The 22,318-nt window shown below is 71.0% G+C and carries 19 protein-coding genes; 13 read left to right on the top strand and 6 right to left on the bottom strand.

The window, feature by feature from the left end:
- Nucleotides 1-74 precede the first annotated feature (74 nt).
- Genes mdo through H483_RS32600 form a run of 6 tightly spaced genes read left to right on the top strand, consistent with a single transcriptional unit; the run spans nucleotide 75 to nucleotide 7,304 of the window.
- Nucleotides 75-1,346 carry an NDMA-dependent methanol dehydrogenase gene (gene mdo / locus H483_RS32625; protein ID WP_017837543.1) on the top strand — a complete coding sequence of 424 codons (1,272 nt, stop codon included), beginning with the start codon at nucleotides 75-77 and terminating at the stop codon, nucleotides 1,344-1,346.
- 26 nt (nucleotides 1,347-1,372) lie between these two features.
- A complete protein-coding gene (locus H483_RS32620; RefSeq protein WP_017837542.1) occupies nucleotides 1,373-2,482 on the top strand; it encodes a MoxR family ATPase in 1,110 nt (369 codons plus the stop codon).
- Nucleotides 2,479-4,023, top strand: a complete 1,545-nt coding sequence (locus H483_RS32615) for a VWA domain-containing protein (protein WP_017837541.1) — start codon at nucleotides 2,479-2,481, stop codon at nucleotides 4,021-4,023. The genes H483_RS32620 and H483_RS32615 overlap by 4 nt, the downstream gene beginning before the upstream one ends.
- Before the next feature lie 25 nt (nucleotides 4,024-4,048).
- Entirely contained in the window at nucleotides 4,049-5,224 is a 1,176-nt protein-coding gene (locus H483_RS32610) for an iron-containing alcohol dehydrogenase (RefSeq protein ID WP_152427997.1), read from the top strand.
- Nucleotides 5,221-6,597: an ATP-binding protein gene (locus H483_RS32605; protein ID WP_017837539.1), complete on the top strand. Its 1,377-nt coding sequence runs from the start codon at nucleotides 5,221-5,223 to the stop codon at nucleotides 6,595-6,597. The genes H483_RS32610 and H483_RS32605 overlap by 4 nt, the downstream gene beginning before the upstream one ends.
- 11 nt (nucleotides 6,598-6,608) lie before the next feature.
- Nucleotides 6,609-7,304 (top strand): response regulator transcription factor, encoded by a 696-nt coding sequence (locus tag H483_RS32600; RefSeq protein ID WP_017837538.1) that lies wholly within the window; start codon nucleotides 6,609-6,611, stop codon nucleotides 7,302-7,304.
- A gap of 189 nt (nucleotides 7,305-7,493) precedes the next feature.
- On the opposite strand, the gene mftM is transcribed toward H483_RS32600, so the two are convergent.
- Nucleotides 7,494-8,327 (bottom strand): mycofactocin oligosaccharide methyltransferase MftM, encoded by an 834-nt coding sequence (gene mftM / locus H483_RS32595; RefSeq protein ID WP_017837537.1) that lies wholly within the window; start codon nucleotides 8,325-8,327, stop codon nucleotides 7,494-7,496.
- 214 nt (nucleotides 8,328-8,541) lie between these two features.
- Here mftM and H483_RS32590 point away from each other — a divergent pair, with 214 nt between their 5' ends.
- The 3 genes from H483_RS32590 (at nucleotide 8,542) to H483_RS32580 (ending at nucleotide 11,290) form a co-directional block, all read left to right on the top strand.
- Nucleotides 8,542-10,065 (top strand): aldehyde dehydrogenase family protein, encoded by a 1,524-nt coding sequence (locus tag H483_RS32590; RefSeq protein ID WP_017837536.1) that lies wholly within the window; start codon nucleotides 8,542-8,544, stop codon nucleotides 10,063-10,065.
- 32 nt (nucleotides 10,066-10,097) lie between these two features.
- Nucleotides 10,098-10,583 (top strand): DUF779 domain-containing protein, encoded by a 486-nt coding sequence (locus H483_RS32585; protein ID WP_017837535.1) that lies wholly within the window; start codon nucleotides 10,098-10,100, stop codon nucleotides 10,581-10,583.
- Nucleotides 10,584-10,660: 77 nt separating this feature from the next.
- Nucleotides 10,661-11,290, top strand: a complete 630-nt coding sequence (locus tag H483_RS32580) for a hypothetical protein (RefSeq protein WP_017837534.1) — start codon at nucleotides 10,661-10,663, stop codon at nucleotides 11,288-11,290.
- A 139-nt stretch (nucleotides 11,291-11,429) separates the two neighbouring features.
- On the opposite strand, the gene H483_RS32575 is transcribed toward H483_RS32580, so the two are convergent.
- Nucleotides 11,430-12,995 (bottom strand): FMN-binding glutamate synthase family protein, encoded by a 1,566-nt coding sequence (locus tag H483_RS32575; RefSeq protein ID WP_017837533.1) that lies wholly within the window; start codon nucleotides 12,993-12,995, stop codon nucleotides 11,430-11,432.
- 135 nt (nucleotides 12,996-13,130) lie between these two features.
- Here H483_RS32575 and H483_RS32570 point away from each other — a divergent pair, with 135 nt between their 5' ends.
- Nucleotides 13,131-13,970, top strand: a complete 840-nt coding sequence (locus tag H483_RS32570) for an acyl-[acyl-carrier-protein] thioesterase (RefSeq protein ID WP_081615211.1) — start codon at nucleotides 13,131-13,133, stop codon at nucleotides 13,968-13,970.
- 37 nt (nucleotides 13,971-14,007) lie between these two features.
- Here the strand turns inward: H483_RS32570 and H483_RS32565 are convergent, their stop codons facing one another.
- Together H483_RS32565 and H483_RS40475 are read right to left on the bottom strand one after the other, a co-directional pair.
- Entirely contained in the window at nucleotides 14,008-15,147 is a 1,140-nt protein-coding gene (locus tag H483_RS32565) for a glycerate kinase (RefSeq protein WP_031265006.1), read from the bottom strand.
- 99 nt (nucleotides 15,148-15,246) lie between these two features.
- Complete coding sequence (locus H483_RS40475; RefSeq protein ID WP_042329944.1) at nucleotides 15,247-15,852, bottom strand: hypothetical protein; 606 nt, start codon at nucleotides 15,850-15,852, stop codon at nucleotides 15,247-15,249.
- A gap of 227 nt (nucleotides 15,853-16,079) precedes the next feature.
- Here H483_RS40475 and H483_RS32555 point away from each other — a divergent pair, with 227 nt between their 5' ends.
- Nucleotides 16,080-17,591 (top strand): bifunctional aminoglycoside phosphotransferase/ATP-binding protein, encoded by a 1,512-nt coding sequence (locus H483_RS32555; RefSeq protein ID WP_017837529.1) that lies wholly within the window; start codon nucleotides 16,080-16,082, stop codon nucleotides 17,589-17,591.
- 37 nt (nucleotides 17,592-17,628) lie between these two features.
- Here H483_RS32555 and H483_RS32550 read toward each other — a convergent pair whose 3' ends face one another.
- On the bottom strand, nucleotides 17,629-18,792 hold the full coding sequence (locus H483_RS32550; protein WP_017837528.1) for a DUF4185 domain-containing protein: 1,164 nt from the start codon (nucleotides 18,790-18,792) through the stop codon (nucleotides 17,629-17,631).
- A 109-nt stretch (nucleotides 18,793-18,901) separates the two neighbouring features.
- Between H483_RS32550 and H483_RS32545 the strand changes: the two genes are divergently transcribed.
- Nucleotides 18,902-19,417: a hypothetical protein gene (locus H483_RS32545; protein WP_238556327.1), complete on the top strand. Its 516-nt coding sequence runs from the start codon at nucleotides 18,902-18,904 to the stop codon at nucleotides 19,415-19,417.
- Here H483_RS32545 and H483_RS32540 read toward each other — a convergent pair.
- Nucleotides 19,410-20,678: a DUF4921 family protein gene (locus H483_RS32540; protein ID WP_017837526.1), complete on the bottom strand. Its 1,269-nt coding sequence runs from the start codon at nucleotides 20,676-20,678 to the stop codon at nucleotides 19,410-19,412. The genes H483_RS32545 and H483_RS32540 overlap by 8 nt on opposite strands.
- A 229-nt stretch (nucleotides 20,679-20,907) precedes the next feature.
- Between H483_RS32540 and H483_RS32535 the strand changes: the two genes are divergently transcribed.
- Complete coding sequence (locus tag H483_RS32535) at nucleotides 20,908-22,269, top strand: hypothetical protein (protein ID WP_017837525.1); 1,362 nt, start codon at nucleotides 20,908-20,910, stop codon at nucleotides 22,267-22,269.
- The last annotated feature ends 49 nt before the right edge of the window (nucleotides 22,270-22,318 follow it).

Genomic DNA, 22,318 nt, shown 5'->3' with positions numbered 1-22,318 from the left:
CTCGGGGCGAGAGTGATCGGTGTCACACACACCGCCCCGCCGATGGTGGGGATCGCTCGAGCAGGAGGCGCACGATGGCGATCGAACTGAATCAGATCTGGGACATGCCGATCAAGGAGTTCCACCCGCTCCCCAAGGCACTGCTGGGGGTGGGGGCGCACGACATCCTGGGCGTGGAGGCCAAGAAGCTGGGGATGACCCGCGTCCTCATCATGACCACCGGACTGCGCGGATCGGGGATCATCGAGGAGCTCAAGGGCAAGATCGAGTACCAGGGCCTCGACGTCGTGGTCTTCGACAAGGTCGAGTCCAACCCCAAGGACTACAACGTCATGGACGCCGCCGCGCTCTACAACTCGGAGAAGTGCGACGGCATCATCTCGGTGGGCGGGGGTTCCAGCCACGACGCCGCCAAGGGCGCCCGCGTGGTGATCGCCCACGACGGCCGCGACATCAACGAGTTCCAGGGCTTCTCCAAGTCCACCAACTTCGAGAACCCGCCGCACATCGCCGTGTCCACCACCGCAGGAACCGGTGCGGAGACCTCGTGGGCGTACGTCATCACCGACACCTCGGACATGGACCACCCGCACAAGTGGGTCGCGTTCGACGACGCCAGCCTGGTCTCGCTGGCGATGGACGACCCGCTCCTCTACTACTCCTGCCCCCAGCACTTCACCGCGTACTGCGGCTTCGACGTCCTCGCGCACTGTTCGGAGCCGTACGTGTCCCGACTCGACTTCGCCCCCTCGCTGGGCAACGCGTTGTACGCGACCAAGCTCGTGGCGGACAACCTCACCACGGCCGTGTACGACCCCCGCAACCTCGAGGCACGCACGGGGATGATGAACGCGCAGTACATCGCCACCCAGGCGTTCAACTCGGGCGGACTGGGCATGATCCACTCGCTGTCCCACGCGATCAGCGCGTACTACGACACGCACCACGGTCTGAACAACGCGATCGCTCTGCCCCGGGTGTGGGAGTACAACCTGCCGTCCCGCTACCGGCGATATGCCGAACTCGCCCCGCAGATGGGCGTGGATACCCGCAACATGACGACCGTCCAGGCGGCCGACGCCGCGGTGGAGGCCGCCATCCGGTTGTCCAAGGACGTCGGCATCCCGGACAACTTCAGCCAGATCACGCCCGGGCTGTACGAGAAGAACCAGATGGACACGGGCAAGTACAAGGGCAAGGGCGACAGGATCGACACCTCCGCGGAGAACGTCCGCAGGATCGCCGAGCACATGATGGGTGACGCGTGCACCCCGGGCAACCCGCGCGAGTCCACGGTCGAGTCCCTCATCCCCATGGTCGAGCACGCCATGACCGGCTCGTACTGATCGGCGAGCACGGAAAGGGCCCGACCATGGATGTCATCGCAGACCGCCCCGACGAGGCGGGACCCGCTGACGCGGTGATCGACGTCGACCTCCTGCAGGAGGCGCTCCGGGCGACGGGGTACATCGTCGACCGGGAGTTGGCGACCGTCGTGCACCTGGCGACGGTCCTCGACAGGCCGCTGCTGTTGGAGGGCCCGGCCGGCGTGGGGAAGACCGAGCTGGCCAAGTCGCTCGCGACCGCGTTCGGGCGTCGGTTGGTCCGGCTGCAGTGCTACGAGGGCCTGGACGACGCCCGGGCGCTGTACGAGTGGGACTACGCCAAGCAGCTGCTGCACGTCCAGATGCTCCGGGACCGGATCACGGCCGAACTGCAGGTGCACGAGGACCTCGCCGCCGCCTCGGCCGCGCTGGCGGAGATGGAGGTGGGGATCCACGGCGAGGACTTCCTGGTGACCAGGCCGCTGCTCGAGGCCATCACCTCAGAAGACCCGGTCGTCCTGCTCATCGACGAGATCGACCGCACCGAGGAGTCGCTCGAGGCGATGCTGCTGGAGGTGCTCGCGGAGAAGCAGGTGACGATCCCCGAGCTCGGGACCTATCGCGCGCGAACGACTCCCTGGGTGGTGCTCACCTCCAATGACACGCGGGAGCTGTCCAGCGCCCTCAAGCGTCGGTGCCTGCACTTCCACGTGGACTTCCCGGACGCCGCGAGGGAGACGGAGATCGTCCGGTCCCGCGCGCCGGAGGTACCGGAACCGGTGGCGGCCGAGGTGGTGGAGAAGGCGCGCCGACTGCGCGAGATGCCCCTGCGCAAGGCCCCGTCGATCTCCGAGGTGGTGGACGCGGCGCGGGCCGCGTCCGTGTGGGAACCGGACAGTCCGGAGCTCGGTTGGGTGCTGGCCGCCTCGCTCCTGAAGTACCGGTCCGACGACGACGCCGCGCGCGGGGTGCTCAGCGGGGTGCCCGGCGACGCGATCGATGGCGTGCCCGGCGGTGGGGTCGAGGCGGCGCAGGAGTCGACCGGCGGACGCGGGGGCATGCGGGCGGCCGCCGACGCGACCGGGGCGTCGACCTCCGCCGCGTTCGGGGCCGGCCGGGCCCGCAGCGCGGTCGGGCGTGGGATCGGACGACGATGACGGCCGGGACGGGGCCCTGCGTCTCGCCCCCGGAGGTCCTCGACATCGTCTCCGTGGCGTTCGGGCGTCTCCTCAGGGAACGCGGGGTGGCCGTGTCCCCGGCCGAGGTGGTGGAGGTGCGGACGGTCCTCGCGCTGCTGGGGGCCTCGCGGCCCGAGGTGCTGCGGCCGGCGCTCCGTGCGGTGACGGTCAAGTACCAGCGGGAGAACCGGGTCTTCGACGCGGTGTTCGACCGCTTCTTCCTCGGTGTGCCCGCGGCCCGGACCGAGGTCGCCGCCGGCGCCCGAGGCGAGGATCCGCAGGCGGGGGCACTGCCCGACGAGCTGGAACTGGACTCTGAGGGGGCGTCGCCGTTCACCCCGTCGGACCTGGACCCGGCCGAGATCGGTGACCTGGTCGAGGGCGACGACACGGCCCGTCGTGACGAGGACATCCACTACGACGACTCCGACTTCTCGACCGCGACGGGAGAGGAGGAGTTCGCCGTCGAACAGGGCGCGCAGCAGTGGCGGTCGTCGGTCACCTACGAGATCGAGGTGGACCGCGCGTCGTCGGACCGGGTGGGGGAGATGGGGTCCTCCGCGCTCTCGGTGTCCGGCGGTGAGTCGTTGGACTGGGGGGACGCGCTCGATGTCCTGCGGACCCTCGATGATTACGACGCCCGCCAGGTGTATGCGGGGAGCGGTGGGGACGGCGGGCCACCGCCGGGCGACCAGGTGGGGATGTTCGTCGACGCGGTCGTGGAGTTCCTCAGGAGCCTGACGGACGACGTCACCGACGGTGGACCCGGTGGGGGTGGTGACGACGACGAGGATCGCGGACGCGCGGAGGGAACCGATGACGGTGACCTCGAGCGCGCGTCACACGAGGTGATGCGCCGGATCCGGGGAGCGCCCCGCCGGCGTTCGCGACCGTTCGCGCGCGGGTTGCTGGACTCGGGCTCCACACTGCGCCGGGCCTGGGCCACGGACGGCGAGGCGTTCACCCTCATGAACCGCACCCGCGTGCCCGGACCGCTCAAGCTGCTGATCCTCGTCGATGTCTCGCTCTCGGTCCGTCCCGTCACCGGATTCGTGCTGCGACTGGCCCAGAGCCTGCATCAGAAGGTCAACCGATGCTCCGTCGTCGCCTTTGTCGACCGACCCGTCGACGTCACCGACCACCTCCTGTCCTCGTCGGGCGCGGAGGCGCTGGCGACCGTGCTGGCCGCGCCCGGTCTGGATCTGGAGGCGAGCAGTGACTACGGACGGGTGTTCGCCGAGCTCCTCGACCGCCACGGGGACCTGATCGACGCCCGGACCTCCGTCCTCGTGGTCGGTGACGGACGGAGCAACGGCCTCGATCCGCGGGAGGACCTGGTGGGGCGGATCAGCAGGCGAGCCCACCGGATGGCGTGGATCACCCCGGAGGCCCGGAGGTACTGGAACCGGCCGAGCTGTGGGCTGAGCGGGTACGCCCGGTACCTGGACGGGGTGGTGACCGCGCGCGATCCCGCGGAACTGTCCGAACGGGCAGGTCTGCTGGGAAGCTCGCTCGCCTGACATGGCCCGGGCCTATCGTGAGGTCATGTCCGCGGAAGGCCGGGTGGCCAAGTTCCACGCGCCGGAGATCCTCTTCGGTTTCGGAGCCCTGCCCGAGGCCGCGACCGCCGCCATGGGGCTGGGGGCCCGTCGCCCCCTCGTCGTCACCGATCCGTGGCTCGAACTCACCCCGTGGCCGGGGACCGTCGTGGACGAACTGACGTCGCGGGGTGCCGAGCCGGTCGTGTGGTCCGACGTTCGACCGAACCCGCGCGCATCACAGATCCTCGAGGGTGCGCAGACCTACCACTCCTCGGGGTGCGATGTGATCGTGGCGGTGGGGGGCGGGTCGGTGATCGACGCCGCCAAGGGGGTCGCGCTGGTGGTGTCCAACGGCGGGCACGTCCTCGAGTACGAGGGTGTCGACCGGGTCCGGTTGCCGCTGCCCCCGGTGGTGGCGGTGCCGACGACGGCCGGCAGCGGCGCCGATGTGTCCCAGTTCTGCGTGGTCAACGACTCGGACCGCCTGACCAAGGTGACCATCGTGAGCCGTTCGCTGGTGCCGGACGTCACGGTCATCGACCCGGGCACGCACGCCACCGTCCCCGAGGACGTGCGCGCGGCCACCGCGGTCGACGTGCTCTCGCACGGGGTGGAGGCCTACTTCTCGCGCGCAGCGGGGCCGTTGACCGACTCCCACGCACTCCGGTCCGTCGAACTGTGCGCACGGTCGCTCGACCGGTTCGGGCGAGGTGGGAGCAACGGGGGAGGGCACGGTCGCGACCGGTTGGAGAGCATGGCGCTCGCCTCGCTCGAGGCCGGGATGGCCTTCAGCAACGCCGTCCTGGGGGCGGTCCACGCGATGAGCCATCCGGTGGGCGGTCGGTACGACGCGTCCCACGGCCAGATCAACGGGATCCTGCTGTCGCATGTGGTCCGGCACAACGGGGCGGTGATGGACCCGGACCGCATGGCGGATCTGGCCCGCGCCGCCGGCGTCGCCGTGGGGTCGCGCGCCGGTCAGGTGACGGACCGGGTGGCGGACCGCTTCCGGGACCTCGCGGAGTCCGTCGGGATCCCGACCGGGCTCACTCACCTGGGGGTCCGGGGCGAGGACATTCCCACCCTGGCCGCTCACGCCCTGCGCGATCTGTGCATGGCCACCAATCCGCGTCCCGTCACCCTCGAGGACGTCGAACGGTTGTACCGGGAGGCGTCATGACCGAGGGGCCGACGGACCTGGACTCGCTCCTGGGCCTCCGGTCGGTCAAGAGGAGCTTCTTCGACCAGTACCGCGCGGCGGAGTCCAGGTTGCGCCGCTCCATGCACGCGCTCGATCGCGTCTCGGGGGCGCTGGTGCGGACCGCCGAGGGGCCCGAGGAGCTGATGCTGTCCGTCCTCAAGGTCGCCTACGACCAACTCGACGCCGAGTGGGCGCTGGTGGCCCTGCGGGACGGTCAGTTACCGTCAGTCGAACCCCGGCACGTCATCGTGGACCCCGAGGGCCGGTTCGTCGCGTTCGAGGGACGGGACCTGGCGCCCGTGCCGGAGGGTTTGCCCAAGGATGTGGTCAACGTTCTCCTGGCGGTCCTCCGCGGCGGCCGGTCCGCCGAGGTCGCGGACGCCGGTGGGCCGGAGGCGGTCACCGTTCCGCTGATCCTGCACGGCGGGGTGATCGGAGGGTTGGCGTCGTGGCGTCACCCGGGCAGGCAGGCCGACGACATCGACACCGTGGTCCTGCGGATCCTCGCCGCGCAGGCGGCGGTCGCACTGCACAACTCCGTGCTGTTCCGCGACAAGGAGATGCTCCTCGCCCGGGCGGAGGAGGCGTACGAGGAGGCCCGGGGGCACGTGGTGGAGCTCTCCCGGCGGAACTCCGAGCTCGAGATCGCCCACCGCGAGCTCGACGCCGCGCACCGCCAGCGGATCCTCGACGTGGAACGGTCCCGGATGGCCCGGGAACTCCACGACAGCGTGTCCCAGCTCGTCCTCGGCGCGGGGATGCACCTCCAACTCGGACTCGACGCGGTGGGAGACGCCGACCGGCAGCGGCCCCTGCTCGAGAAGGCGGTACACCTGACCGACCAGGCCGTCGACCAGTTGCGATCCGTGATCTACGCCCTGCGCACGATCGACGACGGGGACGGCCGGCTGAGCCGGCTGATCGAGGACCTGTGCCGCCTCCACGTCCCGTCGACCATGTCCTCCGAGGTCCGGGTCCTCGGCGACGAGGTGCCGACGACCCCCGGGATCGAGCACGAGCTCCTCCGGATCGCCGGCGAGGCGCTCTCGAACGCCGCGCGGCACTCGCGGGGCAGCGGCGTGGTGGTCACCCTCGACTTCGGTGACGAGGCCGTGGCGCTCACCGTGGAGGACGACGGCGTGGGGCGACCGCAGGATCTGCGGGGCCTGCTCGAGGCCGTGCGGACCGGGTCCCCGGAAGAGCGCCACGGTCTGGTGAACATGAGGGAGAGGGCGGAGATGGTGGGAGGGGTGTTGCGCATCTCGGGGTCCGACGCGGGCGGGGTGGCGATCACCGTGGTGGCGCCCGGTGTCGGGGGCCTCGACGCGGCGGCCCGGGGGCCGGTCCGGTGAGTCCCGGCCCGATGCCCCCGCCGGCGACCGGCCCGGCGACCCCGCCGGCGACCGGCCCGACGACCCCGCCGGGCACGATCCGCACCGTGCTGGTGGACGACCACGCGGTGCTCCGCGAGGGTCTGCGGTTGATGCTCGAGCGGGAGCCCGATCTCGAGGTGGTCGGTGAGGCGTCGACCGCGGACGCGGCCCTCGGGGTCATCAACTCGACCCGCCCGGACGTCGCGGTGATCGACCTCAAGCTGGGCAGCGGGTCCGAACTGGACGGGTTGCGCCTCTGCGCGGCGGTCCGCGACCTGTTCCCCGAGGTCGCCCCGCTGGTGCTCACGACCTTCCTCGACAAGGCGATCGTCGTGCGGGCGGTCCGGGCGGGGGCGCGGGGATACGTGGTCAAGAACGTGGACGTCACCGAACTGGTGACCGCCGTCCGGTCGGTGTCGGCGGGGCAGAGCGCCTTCGACGCGCGGACCGCCTCCATGGTCGTGGACGCGCTCAGAGGGGTCGATTCGGCGTCCGAGGCCCTGTCGGCCCGGGAGATCGAGGTCCTCACGCTGCTGGCGGAGGGGATGTCCAACAAGGAGATCGGTCAGACGCTGTTCATCTCGGCCACCACCGCCAAGTTCCATATCAGCAACATCCTCCGCAAGCTCAAGGTCTCACGGCGCGCCGAGGCGGTGTACGTGGCCAGTCGGCAGGGCCTGCTCTGACCGCCCCGCACCCGCCCGTCCTGCCCGAGCCCGCCCGCCGCCCCGCCCGAGCCCGCAGCCTCCACCGAGCCCGCCGCCCCGCCCGAGTGGCCTCCACCGGCCGGACGGCCCAACGAGAAGAGCGCTTCGCGCACCCTCTTCTCGGCAAACGTGTGCGGAACGCTCTTGGCGATGGGGTGACGGGGCGGGTCACTTGTCGACCACGAGCCATCCGCCGTGGTGCTCGTCGACCCGCGTCCGCACCCCGGGGGACCAGCTGCGACAGAGCGACACGATCCGGTCGGCGAGCGCGGCCAGCGTGGGGATGTCGAAGGTCCGGACATGACCGTATTGCCTCACGGCGACGGGCTCGAAGGGCACGGCGATCACCACGCGTCGCCGCGCCAGGCGAAGCGCCTCGCGGACCATGTCCCACCCCTCGCGGTCGTCCAGGTGCTCGAGGACGTGGACCAGGTAGACGGTGTCCGCTGTACCCGCGGCCAGCGGGGTCGTCCGTGCGTCGAGGCAGACCGGGGAGGGCAGCGGTCCGTCGGCCGGCGCGCAGGACCGGAGGAGCCCGAGGACGGACGGGTCGAGATCCACCGCGACGGTCCTCACGCCCTCCCGGGCGAGGCGGAGGGACAGGAATCCGAAGCAGCACCCGATCTCCACCGCGGAGTCGCCGTCCATCTCCGCCACCGCCCGGTCATGGACCGGGGAGAACGGGCAGTCGCCACGGGACAGCGCCGAGATCGACGACCGGTAGTAGGCGGACCAGCACTCGTCCCAGCTCCCGTCGCGGCAGGTCACGAGCGCGGTCACCGCCCGGTGGAACTCGTCGACGGTGTGCAGGACCCCGGTGGCGAGCAGATCGCGGGACATGGCCGGGATCAGTGCCTCGCTCACCTCGTCGTCGTCGAGATCGTGCCCGATCCGCACCCGACGGTCGTCCGCGAGCACGGTGAACGCCCCGAACCGTCGGCCCGGTCCGCCCCGGACCGCCGAGATCTCCCGGAGCCCCGGGGGTGTGGCTGTGGTCTGCATGGGGGCCGACGCTAGGGCCACCGGGGGGCCCGCAGCGAGGGGAAACAGTGGATTCCGGCAGGTCGAACGGGTGCGGACCTGCCCGGACGGGCAGTGCGGACCCGGGCGCGGCCCGATCCGAACCTCGTGCAACGTTGCTGCAACCCCGGCGCGCATAGTGTCCTACATCACAGCGTCGACCACGGGGGTCGCGCGGAGGAGAAGGAGGGGCACGATGCCCGTTTTCGCACAGCCCGGCGCCGATGGTTCGGTGATGACCTACCAGGACCGCTACGACCATTTCATCGGCGGCGAGTGGGTGGCTCCCGTCAAGGGCGAGTACTTCGAGAACGTCACCCCGATCACCGGCCAGGTCTTCTGCGAAGTCGGCCGCGGCACGTCCGAGGACATCGAGGCAGCCCTCGACGCCGCGTGGGCCGCCGCCCCCGGCTGGAACGCCACCTCCGCCGCAGAGCGGTCGCTGGTCCTGCTCCGGATCGCCGACCGGATGGAGGAGAACCTCCAGGCCCTCGCCCTGGCGGAGTCGTGGGACAACGGCAAGCCGATCCGCGAGTGCCTGGCCGCCGACATCCCGCTGGCTATCGATCACTTCCGCTACTTCGCCGGCTGTATCCGCGCCCAGGAGGGCGGGATCTCGCAGATCGACGAGGACACCGTGGCGTACCACTTCCACGAGCCTCTCGGCGTGGTCGGCCAGATCATCCCCTGGAACTTCCCGGTCCTCATGGCCGTGTGGAAGCTCGCGCCGGCCCTGGCCGCGGGCAACTGCGTGGTGCTCAAGCCCGCCGAGCAGACCCCGGCGTCGATCCTGTTCCTCATGTCCGTGATCGGCGACCTGCTCCCGCCCGGCGTCGTGAACGTGGTCAACGGCTTCGGCACCGAGGCCGGCAAGCCGCTGGCCTCCAACCCCCGGATCCGGAAGGTCGCCTTCACCGGTGAGACCACCACCGGGCGCCTGATCATGCAGTACGCCTCGGAGAACCTCATCCCGGTGACCCTCGAGTTGGGCGGCAAGAGTCCCAACATCTTCTTCGAGGACGTCATGGACGCCGACGACGACTTCCGTCAGGCCGCGCTCGAGGGCTTCGCGATGTTCGGCCTCAACCAGGGCGAGGTGTGCACGTGCCCCTCACGCGCGCTCGTGCAGAGGTCGGTCTTCGACGAGTTCAGCGAGCTCGCGATCGAGCGCACCAACAAGATCACGCAGGGCAATCCGCTGGACACCGACACGATGCTCGGCGCGCAGGCCTCCAACGACCAGTTGGAGAAGATCCTGTCCTACATCGACATCGGCAAGCAGGAGGGCGCCGACGTCCTCACCGGCGGCGGGCGCGCGGAGCTCGAGGGCGACCTCGCGGGCGGCTTCTACGTGCAGCCGACCGTCTTCCGCGGCCACAACAAGATGCGTCTGTTCCAGGAGGAGATCTTCGGGCCGGTGCTCAGCCTGAGCTCGTTCACGGACTTCGACGACGCCATGATGATCGCCAACGACACGCTCTACGGCCTGGGCGCCGGCGTGTGGTCGCGCAACGGCACCACCGCCTACCGGGCCGGGCGCACCATCCAGGCCGGCCGGGTGTGGACCAACACCTACCACCAGTACCCGGCGCACGCCGCCTTCGGCGGATACAAGCAGTCCGGCATCGGACGCGAGAACCATCGGATGATGCTCGACCACTACCAGCAGACCAAGTGCCTGCTGGTGAGCTACTCGGGCAAGCCCCAGGGCTTCTTCTGAGTCGCGGCGGGTTACAGGAGGAGGGACCGGCGATGGACGATGTCTGCGGACTCCCCTCGGGCGGGAGCGTGCCCATCGCGGCGCGGGCCCTCCCGCCAGAGGGGGCGCCGCCCGGTCTCCCGGCGCGCGTCGTGGTCACCGAGCCGGCCGCCGAGCTCATCCGTGAGCTCGTCGGCCGGCACGGCCCGGTGATGTTCCACCAGTCGGGCGGGTGCTGCGACGGGTCGGCGCCCATGTGCTACCCGGACGGGGAGTTCCGGGTGGGCCAGCGCGACGTGCTGGTGGGGGAGCTCGACCTCGGTGAAGCCCGGGTGCGCGTGTGGATCTCGGGCTCCCAGTTCGAGACCTGGAAGCACACGCAGCTGGTGTTGGACGCGATCCCGGGCCGGGGTTCGGGCTTCAGCCTCGAGAATCCGACCGGGAGGCGGTTCCTGTCCCGGGCCCGGACGTTCGACGCGGCCGAGCAGGAGGCGTTGGCGGGGTTCCCGCCGCGCACGGGGGCGGATTTCGAGGACTGAGGTGTGGTGGGGCCGGTCCCGGTGTCGCGGTTGGTGATTCGCGCAGATGAGACGGGGTCCGGCGGTAACATCGGGTCATGGATACCGACCGTCCGGCACCCGTTGATCCCCTCGACGCCGAGGTCGAGTTCCTCACGCCCGGGCTGCGCTCGGATCTGCTCGAGCGGTGGAACGAACCGCGGCGTCGCTACCACAACGAGACGCACCTGCGCGCGGTGCTGCGTGCCGTCGACGCCCTGGAGTCGGACGGCGAGGCGTTCGACGGGACCGCCGTCCGGCTGGCCGCCTGGTTCCACACCGCTGTGTTCGACCCCACGGAGTCGGAGAACAACGACAAGTCTGCGGCGTTCACCGAGAAGGCGCTCGACCCGGCCGCCCCCGTCGACGAGGTGTCGCGCCTCGTGCGGCTCATGGGCGGGCACCGGGTCGAGGCCGGGGACCTCAACGGCGCGGTCCTCTCCGATGCCGATCTCGCGGTCCTCGGGGCCGACCCGGAGACGTACGACACCTACTCGCAGGACGTCCGCCACGAATTCGCGCACGTGCCGGGCGAGCGGTTCGTGGCCGGGCGGATCGCCTCCCTGGAGGCACTGCTGGAGCGGAAGTCGGTCTTCCTCACGCGGGCTGGCCGCGACCTCTGGGAGAAGCAGGCGCACGCCAACCTCAACCGCGAACTCGGGCTCCTCAGGGCCGGCGTATCGGCCTAGTCGCTGGGCCCCGCCCGCGGCCGTCGGCGTGGTGGCTGGGCCCCGCCTGCGGCCGTCGGGAAGAGCGTTCCGCACACATCGGTCGAGTAGATCTGCGCGGAACGCTCTTTTCGATGGCGGAAGGGTCGGGAGGGGTGGGTCAGAGCCCCGGGGGCGTGTAGGCGGCGGTGTGCTCGGCAGCACCGCTGGCGGACATGAGATCGGTGATGCGCCGGATGTCCGCGGGCCCGGGCAGGCCCCATCCCGGCCGGTATCCGTAGATCTCCGCGAGGGTCGTCGACTCCCGGGTGCCGTCGGCCAGCTCCACGTCCTCGGGCCCGATCAGTGACGGGTGGGGCACGCCGACGGCGCCGGAGACCTTGACGAGGTCGCGTCGCAACGACCGGAGGTAGGACGCACACCGCACGGCCTTGTCCGTCGGGTCCACTCCGCGGGCCAGCCACGGGTTCTGTGTGGCCACGCCGGTGGGGCAGCGGTCGGTGTGGCACTTCTGGGCCTGGATGCAGCCGATGGAGAGCATGGCCTCGCGACCGACGGCGATGATGTCCACGCCGAGGGCGAACGCGACCACCGCGTTCTCGGGGATCCCCAGCTTGCCCGAGCCCACGAACACCACGTCGTCCGTGAGCCCGGCCTCCGCGAAGACCCGGTACACGCGGGAGAAGCCTAGCCGGAACGGGAGTGACACGGCGTCGGTGAAGACGAGGGGAGCGGCTCCGGTACCGCCCTCGCCGCCGTCGATGGTGACGAAGTCGACACCGCGCTCCCGGGACACCATCGCGGAGGCCAGCTGCTCCCAGAACTCCAGTTCGCCGACGGCGGACTTGATGCCCACCGGAAGGCCGGTGCGCTCGGCGATCTCCTCGACCAGGTCGAGCATGGAGTCGACGTCGTGGAAGGCGGTGTGTCGGGAGGGGCTCGCACATTCGCGGTCGGTGGGGACCCCGCGGATCCGCCCGATCTCCGCGGTGACCTTGGCGGCGGGCAGCAGGCCGCCGAGCCCGGGTTTGGCACCCTGGCTGAGTTTGATCTCGATCGCCCTGATCGGGTGCTTCTCGGTGAGGGCGACCAGCGCGTCGAGGTCGAGACGGCCGTCGGCGTCGCGGACCCCGAAGTAGGCGGTGCCGATCTGGAAGACCAGGTCACCGCCCTTCTGATAGTAGGGGCTCAGCCCACCCTCGCCCGTGTTCTGCAGAGCTCCCGCGAGGGCGGCCCCGCGGTTGAGGGCCTCGAGGGCCGGAGCCGACAGAGCGCCGTAGCTCATCCCGGAGACCGACACCAGGGACTCGGGTCGGAATGCGCGGGCCCGGCCGCGGGCGGCGCCGAGGATCTTGGCCGGCGGGAGTTGGAGTTGCTCGGCGGAGTGCGCGTGGGCGGACACCGTGACCCCGGCGAACGTGCGCGGCTTGATGATCGGGTATCCGGAGAGGAACTCGATGTTGTTGTCCGTGCCGAACCCGAACGTCGTGGCCCGCCCCTCCGCCGACTCCTGGATCCAGGCGCGTTGATCACGGGTGAACGGGCGCTCCTCGTCGTTGCCCGCCACGATGTACTGGCGCAGTTCGGGCCCGATGGAACTCAGGGCCATCCGGGCGTGCCCGAGCACGGGGAACGTCCGGAGGATCGGGTACCTGGTCTGTCGCAGGTCCGAGGCCGCGACGGCGGCCAGGGCCGCGACGGGGGCGCCGAGGAGCCACTTGCGCATGTCGACCTCCGGTTCTGTCGGTGTCCCCATCATGGACCATCCCCCCTGCGCCCGTGCCCGACTCCCTGCGGCGGGGCGCCTACGGTGGCCGCACCGGTCGCGGACACCGGGACCCTGGGCGAGAGGACCACACCGATGAACCACGCGGAACAGGACGACCCGGAACAGGACGACGGCCTGGGTCCGCTTTCCCCGCCACCCTCGGCCGAGTCGGGGTTCTCCACCTCCCGCACGGTGCGGACAGGCGACGTCGACCCACGGCGCAGGCTGAGACTGGACAGTATCGCCCGGTACCTGCAGGACGTGGCGGGCGACGATCTCGAGTTCACCGGGCACGCGCGGACCGACCCGTACTGGATCGTGCGGCGGACCGTCATCGACGTGATCGAACCGATCACCTGGCCGGCCACCGTTCACCTCCACCGCTGGTGTTCGGGACTCTCCACGCGGTGGGCGAACATGCGGGTGCGCCTGACGGCGGACCCGCAGGCCGGCCCCGATGACGCAGGCACGCGACCCGACGGGCTGGTGGAGACCGAGGCGTTCTGGATCAACGTCAACGCCGAGGGCGTGCCCGCCCGCATCAGCAACGAGGGCTTTGCCACCCTCTCCGCCTCCACCCAGGACCACCGGCTGCGGTGGGCCGCCATGACCGAGCCCCTGCCCACCGAGGCCCCGGGACGGGATCTGCCGGTGGACCGACCCCACGTACTGCGCAGCACCGATTTCGATCTGCTCCAGCACCTCAACAACGCCGCCTACCTCGACGCGGTGGAGGACGAACTCCTGGATCACCAGGACCTGCTGCGAGGACGCCACCGCATCGTGATCGAGTATTCGCGGCCCGTGGTGCCGGGGGCCGTGATGACGATCCGGCGCATCCGGTCCGGGGACCGGTTACGGATGTGGATGCTCGTCGAGGACCGCGTCGCAGCGGCCGTGACCGTGACGGGACGGCCGGACGCCCGACAATAGGGGGCGGAGTCGTCGGCAGGGTGGCCGGTGACGCCCCTCAGGGCAGGATGCGCGCGACGACCTCGGCGGCCACGTCCTCCAACAGCGGGCCCGCGTTGGCGATTGACCTGGCGAGGTCCGGCTCCCGCTCGGTGAGGGCGGCCGCTGCCGCGAACCCGGCCTCGGCCACGCGGTCCGCGCCCAGGTCCAGGCGTCCGCACACGGCCACCACGGGCACCGCGTGCGAGCGGCACAGCGCCGCGACTCCCATGGGGGTCTTGCCGTGCATCGTCTGGTCGTCGAGGCGACCCTCGCCGGTCACCACCAGGTCGGCGGCGGACACCACGTCCTCGAGGCCGGTGAGGGTGCCCAGCACCTCGAACCCGGGGTCCAGGGACGCGTCGAGCAGTTCCCGCGCCGCGAAGCCCACGCCCCCCGCCGCACCGGAGCCCGGCGCATCGGGATCCACCGCGAGGCCCTGGCCGCGCAGGACCTCGACCAGGCGGGCCAGCCCCGACTCGAGGACCTCGATCTGAGCGGCGGAGGCCCCCTTCTGCGGCCCGTAGACGCGGGCCGCTCCCAGAGGACCTAGCAGTGGATTGTCCACATCGCAGGCGACCAGGATGCGTGAGGCGCGGACCCCGGGGTCGAGTCCGTCCAGGTCGACGTGGTCGAGGTCCACGAGTGCGCCACCACCGTCGGGAAGTTCGGCGCCAGAGGAGTCGAGAAAGCGGGCTCCCAACGCGGAGAGCATGCCCGTACCGCCGTCGGTGGAGGCGCTGCCGCCGATGCCGAGGTGGATGTTGCCGCGGCCCGACCGGAGCGCGGCCAGGAGAACCTCGCCCACGCCCCGACTGGATGACTCGAGGGGCCGCATCCGGCCACCAGGGAGGCGGAGCAACCCACAGGCGTCGGCCATCTCCACGAAAGCGGTGTCGGGGTCGATGGCGGCGAAGGAGGTCTCGACGGCCTCTCCCGTGGGACCGGACGCGGTCACGCGCACCTCGCGGGCACCTCCGGCGACCATCACCTCGAGACTGCCGCCGCCCCCGTCCGCGACCGGCCTCACCACCACATCGGTGTCCGGATGGGCCCGGCGAGCACCTGCGGCAGCGTGGTGGCATGCCTCGATAGCGGTGAGAGAGCCCTTGAAGGCCCCGCAAGCCACGACGATCGTCACCACTGCATCATTCCCCATCGTGTCAGCGGACACACGACGGCCCGGGGTCGTGACCCCCGACGGGAGCCACGACCCCGGGCCGTGGGGGCGCATCCGGCGTGACCGGATGCTGCTGGGTCAGCCCAGCGAGCCGGCGAACAGTCCGGCGTCGATGCCCAGGTCCGCGCCGGCCTCTGCGCCGGAGCTCAGACCGGCGAGCTCGCCGGAGAGGGAGCCGGAGTCGGTGCCCTCGTCAGCGGAGCCGGAGAGGGAGCCGGTGGCGGTGTCGGTGCTCTCGTCAGCCGAGCCCGAGACGGAGCCCGTGGCGGTGTCGGTGCCCTCGTCGGCACTGCCCGCACCGAGCGAACCGGTGTCCAGCGATCCGGTGCCCGCGTCGGTGCCGCCGTCGAGGAGGGCGCTGCCGGTGTTGGGCGAGACGCCGAGGCTGCCGAGCTCGACCGAGCCCGGGTTGGAGGCCTCGGCATCGAGGTTCAGGTTGAAGGCGAGGCTGCCCAGGTCGACGGCGAGGTCGGTCCCGAGGCCGAGGTCGGCCAGGCTGCCGTTCTCCCCGGCGATCTCCGTGAGGCTCCCGGTGTCGCCCGCGAGTCCCTCAAGGCTCCCGTTCGGGGCCTCCTGCGCGGCAGCGAACCCGGGGAACGCGATGGCGGCACCGAGTCCGAACGCGCCGACGGCGGCGATCTTGGCAGTCGTACGGTTGGTGGTCTTCCGGTGGGTGTTCGTCATGTACTGAACAGCTCCCATCTTCATTGACCCCGATGTCTCTCATCGCGGGCACCTCGATCGAAAGCGAGGTGCGTCGGCGACACTACAAGCGGACACCGACCCTGTCAGGGGGTCAAATGCTGAGTGTTCCTTGAGGTAACACTTCGGTCACTGGCCTCCATCCGGGCGCGTTCTCCCGTGTCGCGGGGTTGGCAGCGAACCGGGTCGCACCTGCCTAGGCTGGGGTTATGGACACGCCTGCGGACGCGGATCCGGCAGCAGACGGGGCGCCTGCCGTCGTCGAGACCCACAGCGCTCTCATTATTCTCTATGGTGACGAGGCTCACAAAGTCCGTAAGCGGATCGACCTCGGTTTCCTCGACAACACGACCGTCGGGGCCCGCGCCGAGCAGAGCCGACGGGAGGTCGAGCTCAACAGTCGGCTGGCACCGGACGTCTACGGCGGTGTACTCGAGGTCCGCGGGCCCGACGGCGACGTGATCGACCACGTGGTCCGGATGCGCCGACTCCCCTCCCGGCGGAGCCTGGAAGCACTGGTCCGCTCGAGGGCGGCGGGCACGAGTCGCGCCGACGATCCGGATCTCGTGGCGGGCGTGCAGGAGGTGGGTCGGCAGCTCGACCACCTGCATGCCGCGAGTCCCCGCTCGGAGGAGGTCGCGGCCATGGGCGCGCCGGACGCCGTGGCCGGGCTGTGGCGTGAGTCGATCGGACTCCTGCGTCGGCTGAGCGTCGGCGAGGACGCACCGGAGATCGTCGACGACGTGGAGTGGCTCGCGGGGGAGTACCTCCGCGGAAGGGAGCGACTCCTGCGCGCACGCGTCGGGGCCGGCCGGGTGGTCGACGGGCACGGGGATCTGCTCGCTGCCGACATCTACCTCGAGGACGACGGGCCCCGGGTGATCGACTGTCTCGAGTTCGACGACCGGCTGAGGTTCGGGGACGCCGTGCTCGACGCGGGATTCCTGGCGATGGACCTCGACAGGTTGGGGGCTCGAGACCTCGCCGAGGCCTTTCTCGAGGCGTATCGGGACTTCTCGGGGGACGATGCCCCGTCGTCCCTCGTCCACCACTACATCGGGTACCGCGCGCTGGTCCGGTCCAAGGTCACGGCCATCCGGGCCGACCAATCGGGGAGCGCAGGGGCGCAGGCGCGGGACGCCCTGAAACTCGCGGACCGGGCCGTCGACGCCCTCCTGCGGGCCCGCGTCCGGTTGGTTCTCGTGGGAGGGGTGTCCGGGTCGGGCAAATCGACGCTGGCCGCACCACTGGCGGTAGCCCTGAAGGCCGAGCTTCTCCGGTCCGATGACCTGCGCTCCGACGTCCCCGCGGACCAGGGCGGGGGGCGGTACTCGGAGGAGGCGATCGCCGCCGTCTACACCAGGATGCTCGACGTGGCCGGGGACATGCTCGCGATGGGGCGCAGCGTGGTCCTCGACGCCACCTGGCTGGACCCCCGCCGCCGCGCCGAGGCGGAGACCGTTGCCGCCGACGCGCACGCCGAACTCGTGGAGGTCGCGTGTACGGCTCCGCGCGGGGAACTGGTCCGGCGGATCGAACAGCGGCGGCGCGCGGGTTCGGACCCGTCGGAAGCGACCGTGGCGGTGCTCGGGCGACAGCTCGCGGGCCTGGCCCCCTGGCCCGAGGCGATCGAAGTGGGCACCACCGAGCTGGACATTCGCTCCGCCGACGCCGTCCGGGAGTGGGCGGAGCGGAATCTCGGGCCCCTGCCCTGGGCCTGAGGCGGGGCGGGCGCGACCGCGACTGGTCAGCGGCGGGTCAGCGCGGGGTGGGCGAGCCCGGCGGGCGGGGAATGGAGCTGACGAACTGCATCGAGCGGTAGGGCCAGCCGGCCGGGCCCACGGCCGAGTCGTGGGTGTTCCACTGACTCACGACGAGGTGCCACCGCTCCGGAGTGGATCCGGGTACGGGGCAGCCGCAGTAGAGCTGGGCGACCCGCGCCGGGCCGGCGGCCGGATCGGAGCCGTCGGACTCGTCACCCCAGGCGCAGCCGTGCAGGAGTGTGGTGTGGGCGGTCACCGAGCCGTCGAGAAGGTCCGCGCCGATGTGCGGGAAGGTGAGGCAGTCGATCCGGTAGTGCTCCGCGTTGAAGTAGGTGAGGGTCCAGAAGTCCTCGCACCGCCGCAGGTACATCTCGCCGATACGGCCCGGCAGCACGATGGTGGTGGGGTTGCCCCAGGCCCATGCCCCGTCGCGGAATCCCCACGTCTGCCATCCGTTGACGCCGGGGTCGGCCAGCTGCTCCTCACGGACCCGCATGAGGATGACCCCCTTGTCCCGCTGGAAACCGGTCGACAAGACGTAGACGAATCCGTCTCCGCCCGACTCCCAGGTCCACAGTTGACGGTGCCCGCCCTCGAGCAGTGGGGAGAAGGTGACGCCGGTCGGCTCCCAGGTGTGGCCGTCGTCGACGGAGCGGTGGATCTCGGTCCGGGTGACCGTCCCGAGACCCTCGTTGACCATGACGTGGAGATACATCGTGTCCCCCACGGTCAGGACGTCGCCGGGGAGGATCGTGGAACAGCCCCGGCCGTGGACGTAGTCGAGGAGTTGGCCCGCGTAGTCCGGTGGGCCGGCTCCGGCCGCGCCCGTCCACACCAGGCCTCCGGACGCATCGAAGTCGTCGGCGAACAGACCGACGGGGGACCTCCAGTCCGGATTCCCCGGCCCGGGCCGCTCGTCGGTGGTGGGAGTGCACTGCGCGATCCCGGGGTGGGGTCGACCCACGTGGGGTGCGCCCACCCCCGCCCCCGCGAAGGTGTCGCCGAACACGGCGAGCAGGCGTCCGGAGGGCGTCCGGGCGGTGATCCCCAGGTCGGTTCCCTCCATCCCGAACGCGGTGGTGATCCCGGGTCCGGTGAGGTCGCGGACCTTCCGGGTGCTGGCCTGCGGGGCCGGGGTCGGCGGGCGCGAGTCCGTCATCGCATCGACGCTACCTCCCCCCGCGACAGACCGGGAACCGATCGTGGACGCATCACAATTCGGTCAATGCGCGGGCGAACACGGAACGCGGACGCGTATGGTCGTGCGCGTGACACACCCCTTCGCACGGGCGGGGCGCGAGATCGTCCCCGGCCACTGGTTCGGCCCTGTGGCCGTCGTGGCAGTGGGGTGTGCGCTCGCGTGGATCATCGTGGGTTTCGGTCACGGAGCCGCACCGGCGCTGCTGGTGTTGGCGCTCACCACCGTGGTGGCACTGTGGAACTCCCCGCTCAGGATGACCGGTCACGAGCCCCTTCAGTCGGTGCGCAGCGCCTGTACCGAACACGCCGTGGTGGTCCTGTGGCGTCCCGGGTGTCCGTACTCCTCCGCACTGCGGCGGCGCGCCGCCCGGGAGGGGCTCGAGGTGCACTGGGTCAACATCTGGCGGGACGAGGACGCCTACGAGCTCTGCCGCAGCATCAACATGGGTTCGGAGGAGACGCCCACCGCGATGCTGCTCGACCCGGCGCTCTCCGGGCCCGTGGTGATCCCGGCCTCCGTACCGGGCATCCGAGAAGCCACCGCGGCCGGGCTCCCCCGGGGGCGGGCGCGTCGCGCTATCTGATCGTCGGCTCCCCGCACTCGTCCCCGAGCGCCATGTCGGCGATCAGCCCCGACGCGCGCAACTCCTCCAGTCGCGGCGCGACCCGATCGCGCAGGGCCCACGGGTCGATGGTGTTGACGTGGATCCCTGTCGCCCCCTCGAACCCGGCCGGGGTGGAGATCCGCCACTTGAGCACGATCCGCCACGGCATGGGGGCGTCGACCCCCGGCGGTCGGGTGTGCCACTCCTCGTTTGTCGGCACCAGAGGGCCCGTGGCGGCGTGGCAGGCGTGCAGCAGATCGGAGACCCCGCGCAGTTCCTCCGGCGAGTGTTCCCACGGATCACTCGCCGCTGATCGCGAATAGACGACGAGGGCGGGATAGCGGTGCCCCACCCCGACAACCGCCACCGCGTGCTCGTTGGCCGCCACCACCAGCCCCTCCGAGACCGCGAGACCGACCCCGAGGGTGGCGTAGAGGTCCGGCTCCCGGTCGAGGGCGGCCACCTCGCGAGCGGTCTTCGCGGGGATCTCGTCGATCGCCACGAGCTGCTTGTGCAGATGGGCGAACGACGCGCCCGCCGGCTGCAACCAGTTCTGGAACACCGACACGTACCGGGCGTGGGGGTTGTCGAGGTACAGCTTCCGCATGGCGCGGACGGTGAAGGCGATGAACTGGTGGTGCTCGTCCGGGTCGAGGGACCCCGACGAGGAGTACCTGTCGGTGGAGACGGCCCCGTCGACCAGGTGACGTCGGGCCACCACGACGTCGTGGCAGCCACCGAAGAAGCTCTCCGAGCGGGCGGCCAGTTCCGCGGTCCCCATGGCATCGGCGACCGACGGATCCCCCTGCGCTGCGGCGATCCGGTTCCGGACCAGCGAACGGACGTGTTCGACACCGGCCTCGGTCCCGAGGTAGGCGGATTGATGCGCGGCGGCCCCGGCCGGGATCCGGTAGCCGTGGACCGCTTTCCAGTAGTCGAGCGAGACGATCTCGAAGAGGTTTCCGAAAAGTCGGAACTCGGGCGTCGTCAGGTCGAGTCGGTCCGGTGCCACCTGGTCGAGCGTCGTCCAGGTGTCGCCGGCGCGTATAAGGCGGGACTTCTCGGGGGTGGTCTCGCGAAGGCGGGACACGCAGAACGCGCAGTGGGCCTCGGGGGCCACCGGGTCCACCGGGCGGACCTCGCCGGGGTGATGGTCGACGGGGCGGTTACCTCGGCCCGGGACCGTCCACACCTCGGTGCCGGTGAACGGGTTGATCTGCTTGACGGTCCCGTCCGCCATCCGACGCAGCGGTCGAATCCGGGGAGACGGGGCGTCAGGCGGGGTGGTCACCCGCCGAGCCTAGGCGGTGCTGGGTGGCTGGCCGACGACGGCGAGAGTAAATCTACGCCGCACCGGTGGAACTGTGACGAACGTAACACTATCCTGAGTTTCCACGATGTGGGTATGAGACAGGGGGATTGGTGCTAGCGATCCCGCGTGGAGACACCGACCGAACAGAGGACCGAAGATGTCATCGAAACGTGCACTACACATTCGTGCGGCGGCCGTTGCCGGCGCGGCCCTTCTCGCGGCAACCGGCTCCCCGGCGGTCGCAGGCGCCCAGGAGGGGTCGCTCGACCTCGGGCTGGGACTGAATCTCGAGCTGTTGCTCGGGTCGGCGGGATCCGGAGAAGGGGGGTCCCTCGAGGGTTCGCTCGAGCCCGGTTCCCTCGAGCCCGGTTCCCTCGACCCCGGTTCGCTGGGACAGGGTTCGTTGGATGGCTCCCTTGAGCCGGGTTCCCTGGATCCGGCGTCGCTCGCGCCGCTGTCCGCCGGGTCCGACGAGGGTTCGCTCGAGGGTTCGCTGGAGCCCGGATCGCTGGAGCCCGGATCGTTGGAGCCGGGATCGTTGGAGCCGCTGTCGGCGGGTTCGGACGAGGGATCTCTCGAGCCGGGATCCGTCCAGGCTGGTTCGCTCGTGGCGTTGACGGTGCTCCTTGCGCTCGGTTCGGAGGGGGGCGAGGGGTCGCTCGATCCGGCGTCGCTCGCGCCGCTGTCCGCCGGGTCTGACGAGGGTTCGCGCGAGGGGTCCCTTGAGCCGGGTTCGCTGGACGAGGGCTCGTTGGAGGGTTTCCTGGAGCCCGGGTCCCTGGAGCCCGGGTCCCTGGAGCCCGGGTCCTTGGAGCCCGGATCGCTCGAGCCCCTGTCGGCGGGGTCCGAGGCAGGCTCCCTCGAGGGGTCGCTCGAGCTTCCCCTCGCGTCGGTCGCCGGGTCGCTCGCCCCGCTGTCGGTGGGCTCCGAGGCCGGGTCTCTGGAGGGTTCGCTGGAGCCGGGGTCGCTCGATCCCGCCTCACTGGCGCCGCTGTCGGTGGGCTCCGAGGCCGGGTCGCTGGACGGCTCCCTGGAAGGGTCGCTGGAGCCCGGCTCGCTCGACGACGGTTCGGTGGAGGGTTCTCTCCCGATGGGGTCACTGGAGCCGGGTTCCGTGGAAGGCTCGCTCGCCCCGGTCGGATCCCTAACCGCATCCCTGGCCCCGTTGGGTTCGACTGTCGGCTCAGCGGTCGGGTCACTGCCGATCCTGCTGCCCGTCGTCCTCGTCGGTGGGTCGATCGCCGCCGCCCCGATGATCGGGCAGTCGGTCATGGACCTCGGGCTGGTCCTGCCGCCGCTGCCCGGGATGCCCATGGCGCCGCCCGCCCCGGTCGCCGTTCCCGAGGCGCCGCCGGCTCCCGGCCCGACAACCCCCAACGGTCGCGGTGGAGAACCGGGTGCCGCGGGCGGCGTGGCGGTGGCCGCGAACGCGGCGATCGTCACCACGGGATCGCTCGGCGACTACGAGGTGGGGCTGCCGGACGGTGTCACCCTGCCCCCGCTGCCCTTCATCCGGTGACCTGACACGCGATCGGCGAACCGAGGCCCGATCAGCCCCGCTCCGAGTG

Source organism: Dietzia sp. UCD-THP (assembly GCF_000349585.1).
Classification (GTDB): domain Bacteria; phylum Actinomycetota; class Actinomycetes; order Mycobacteriales; family Mycobacteriaceae; genus Dietzia; species Dietzia natronolimnaea_A.
The sequence above is the reverse complement of the archived record's forward strand: the minus strand, read 5'-3'. Positions and strand labels throughout refer to the sequence as shown.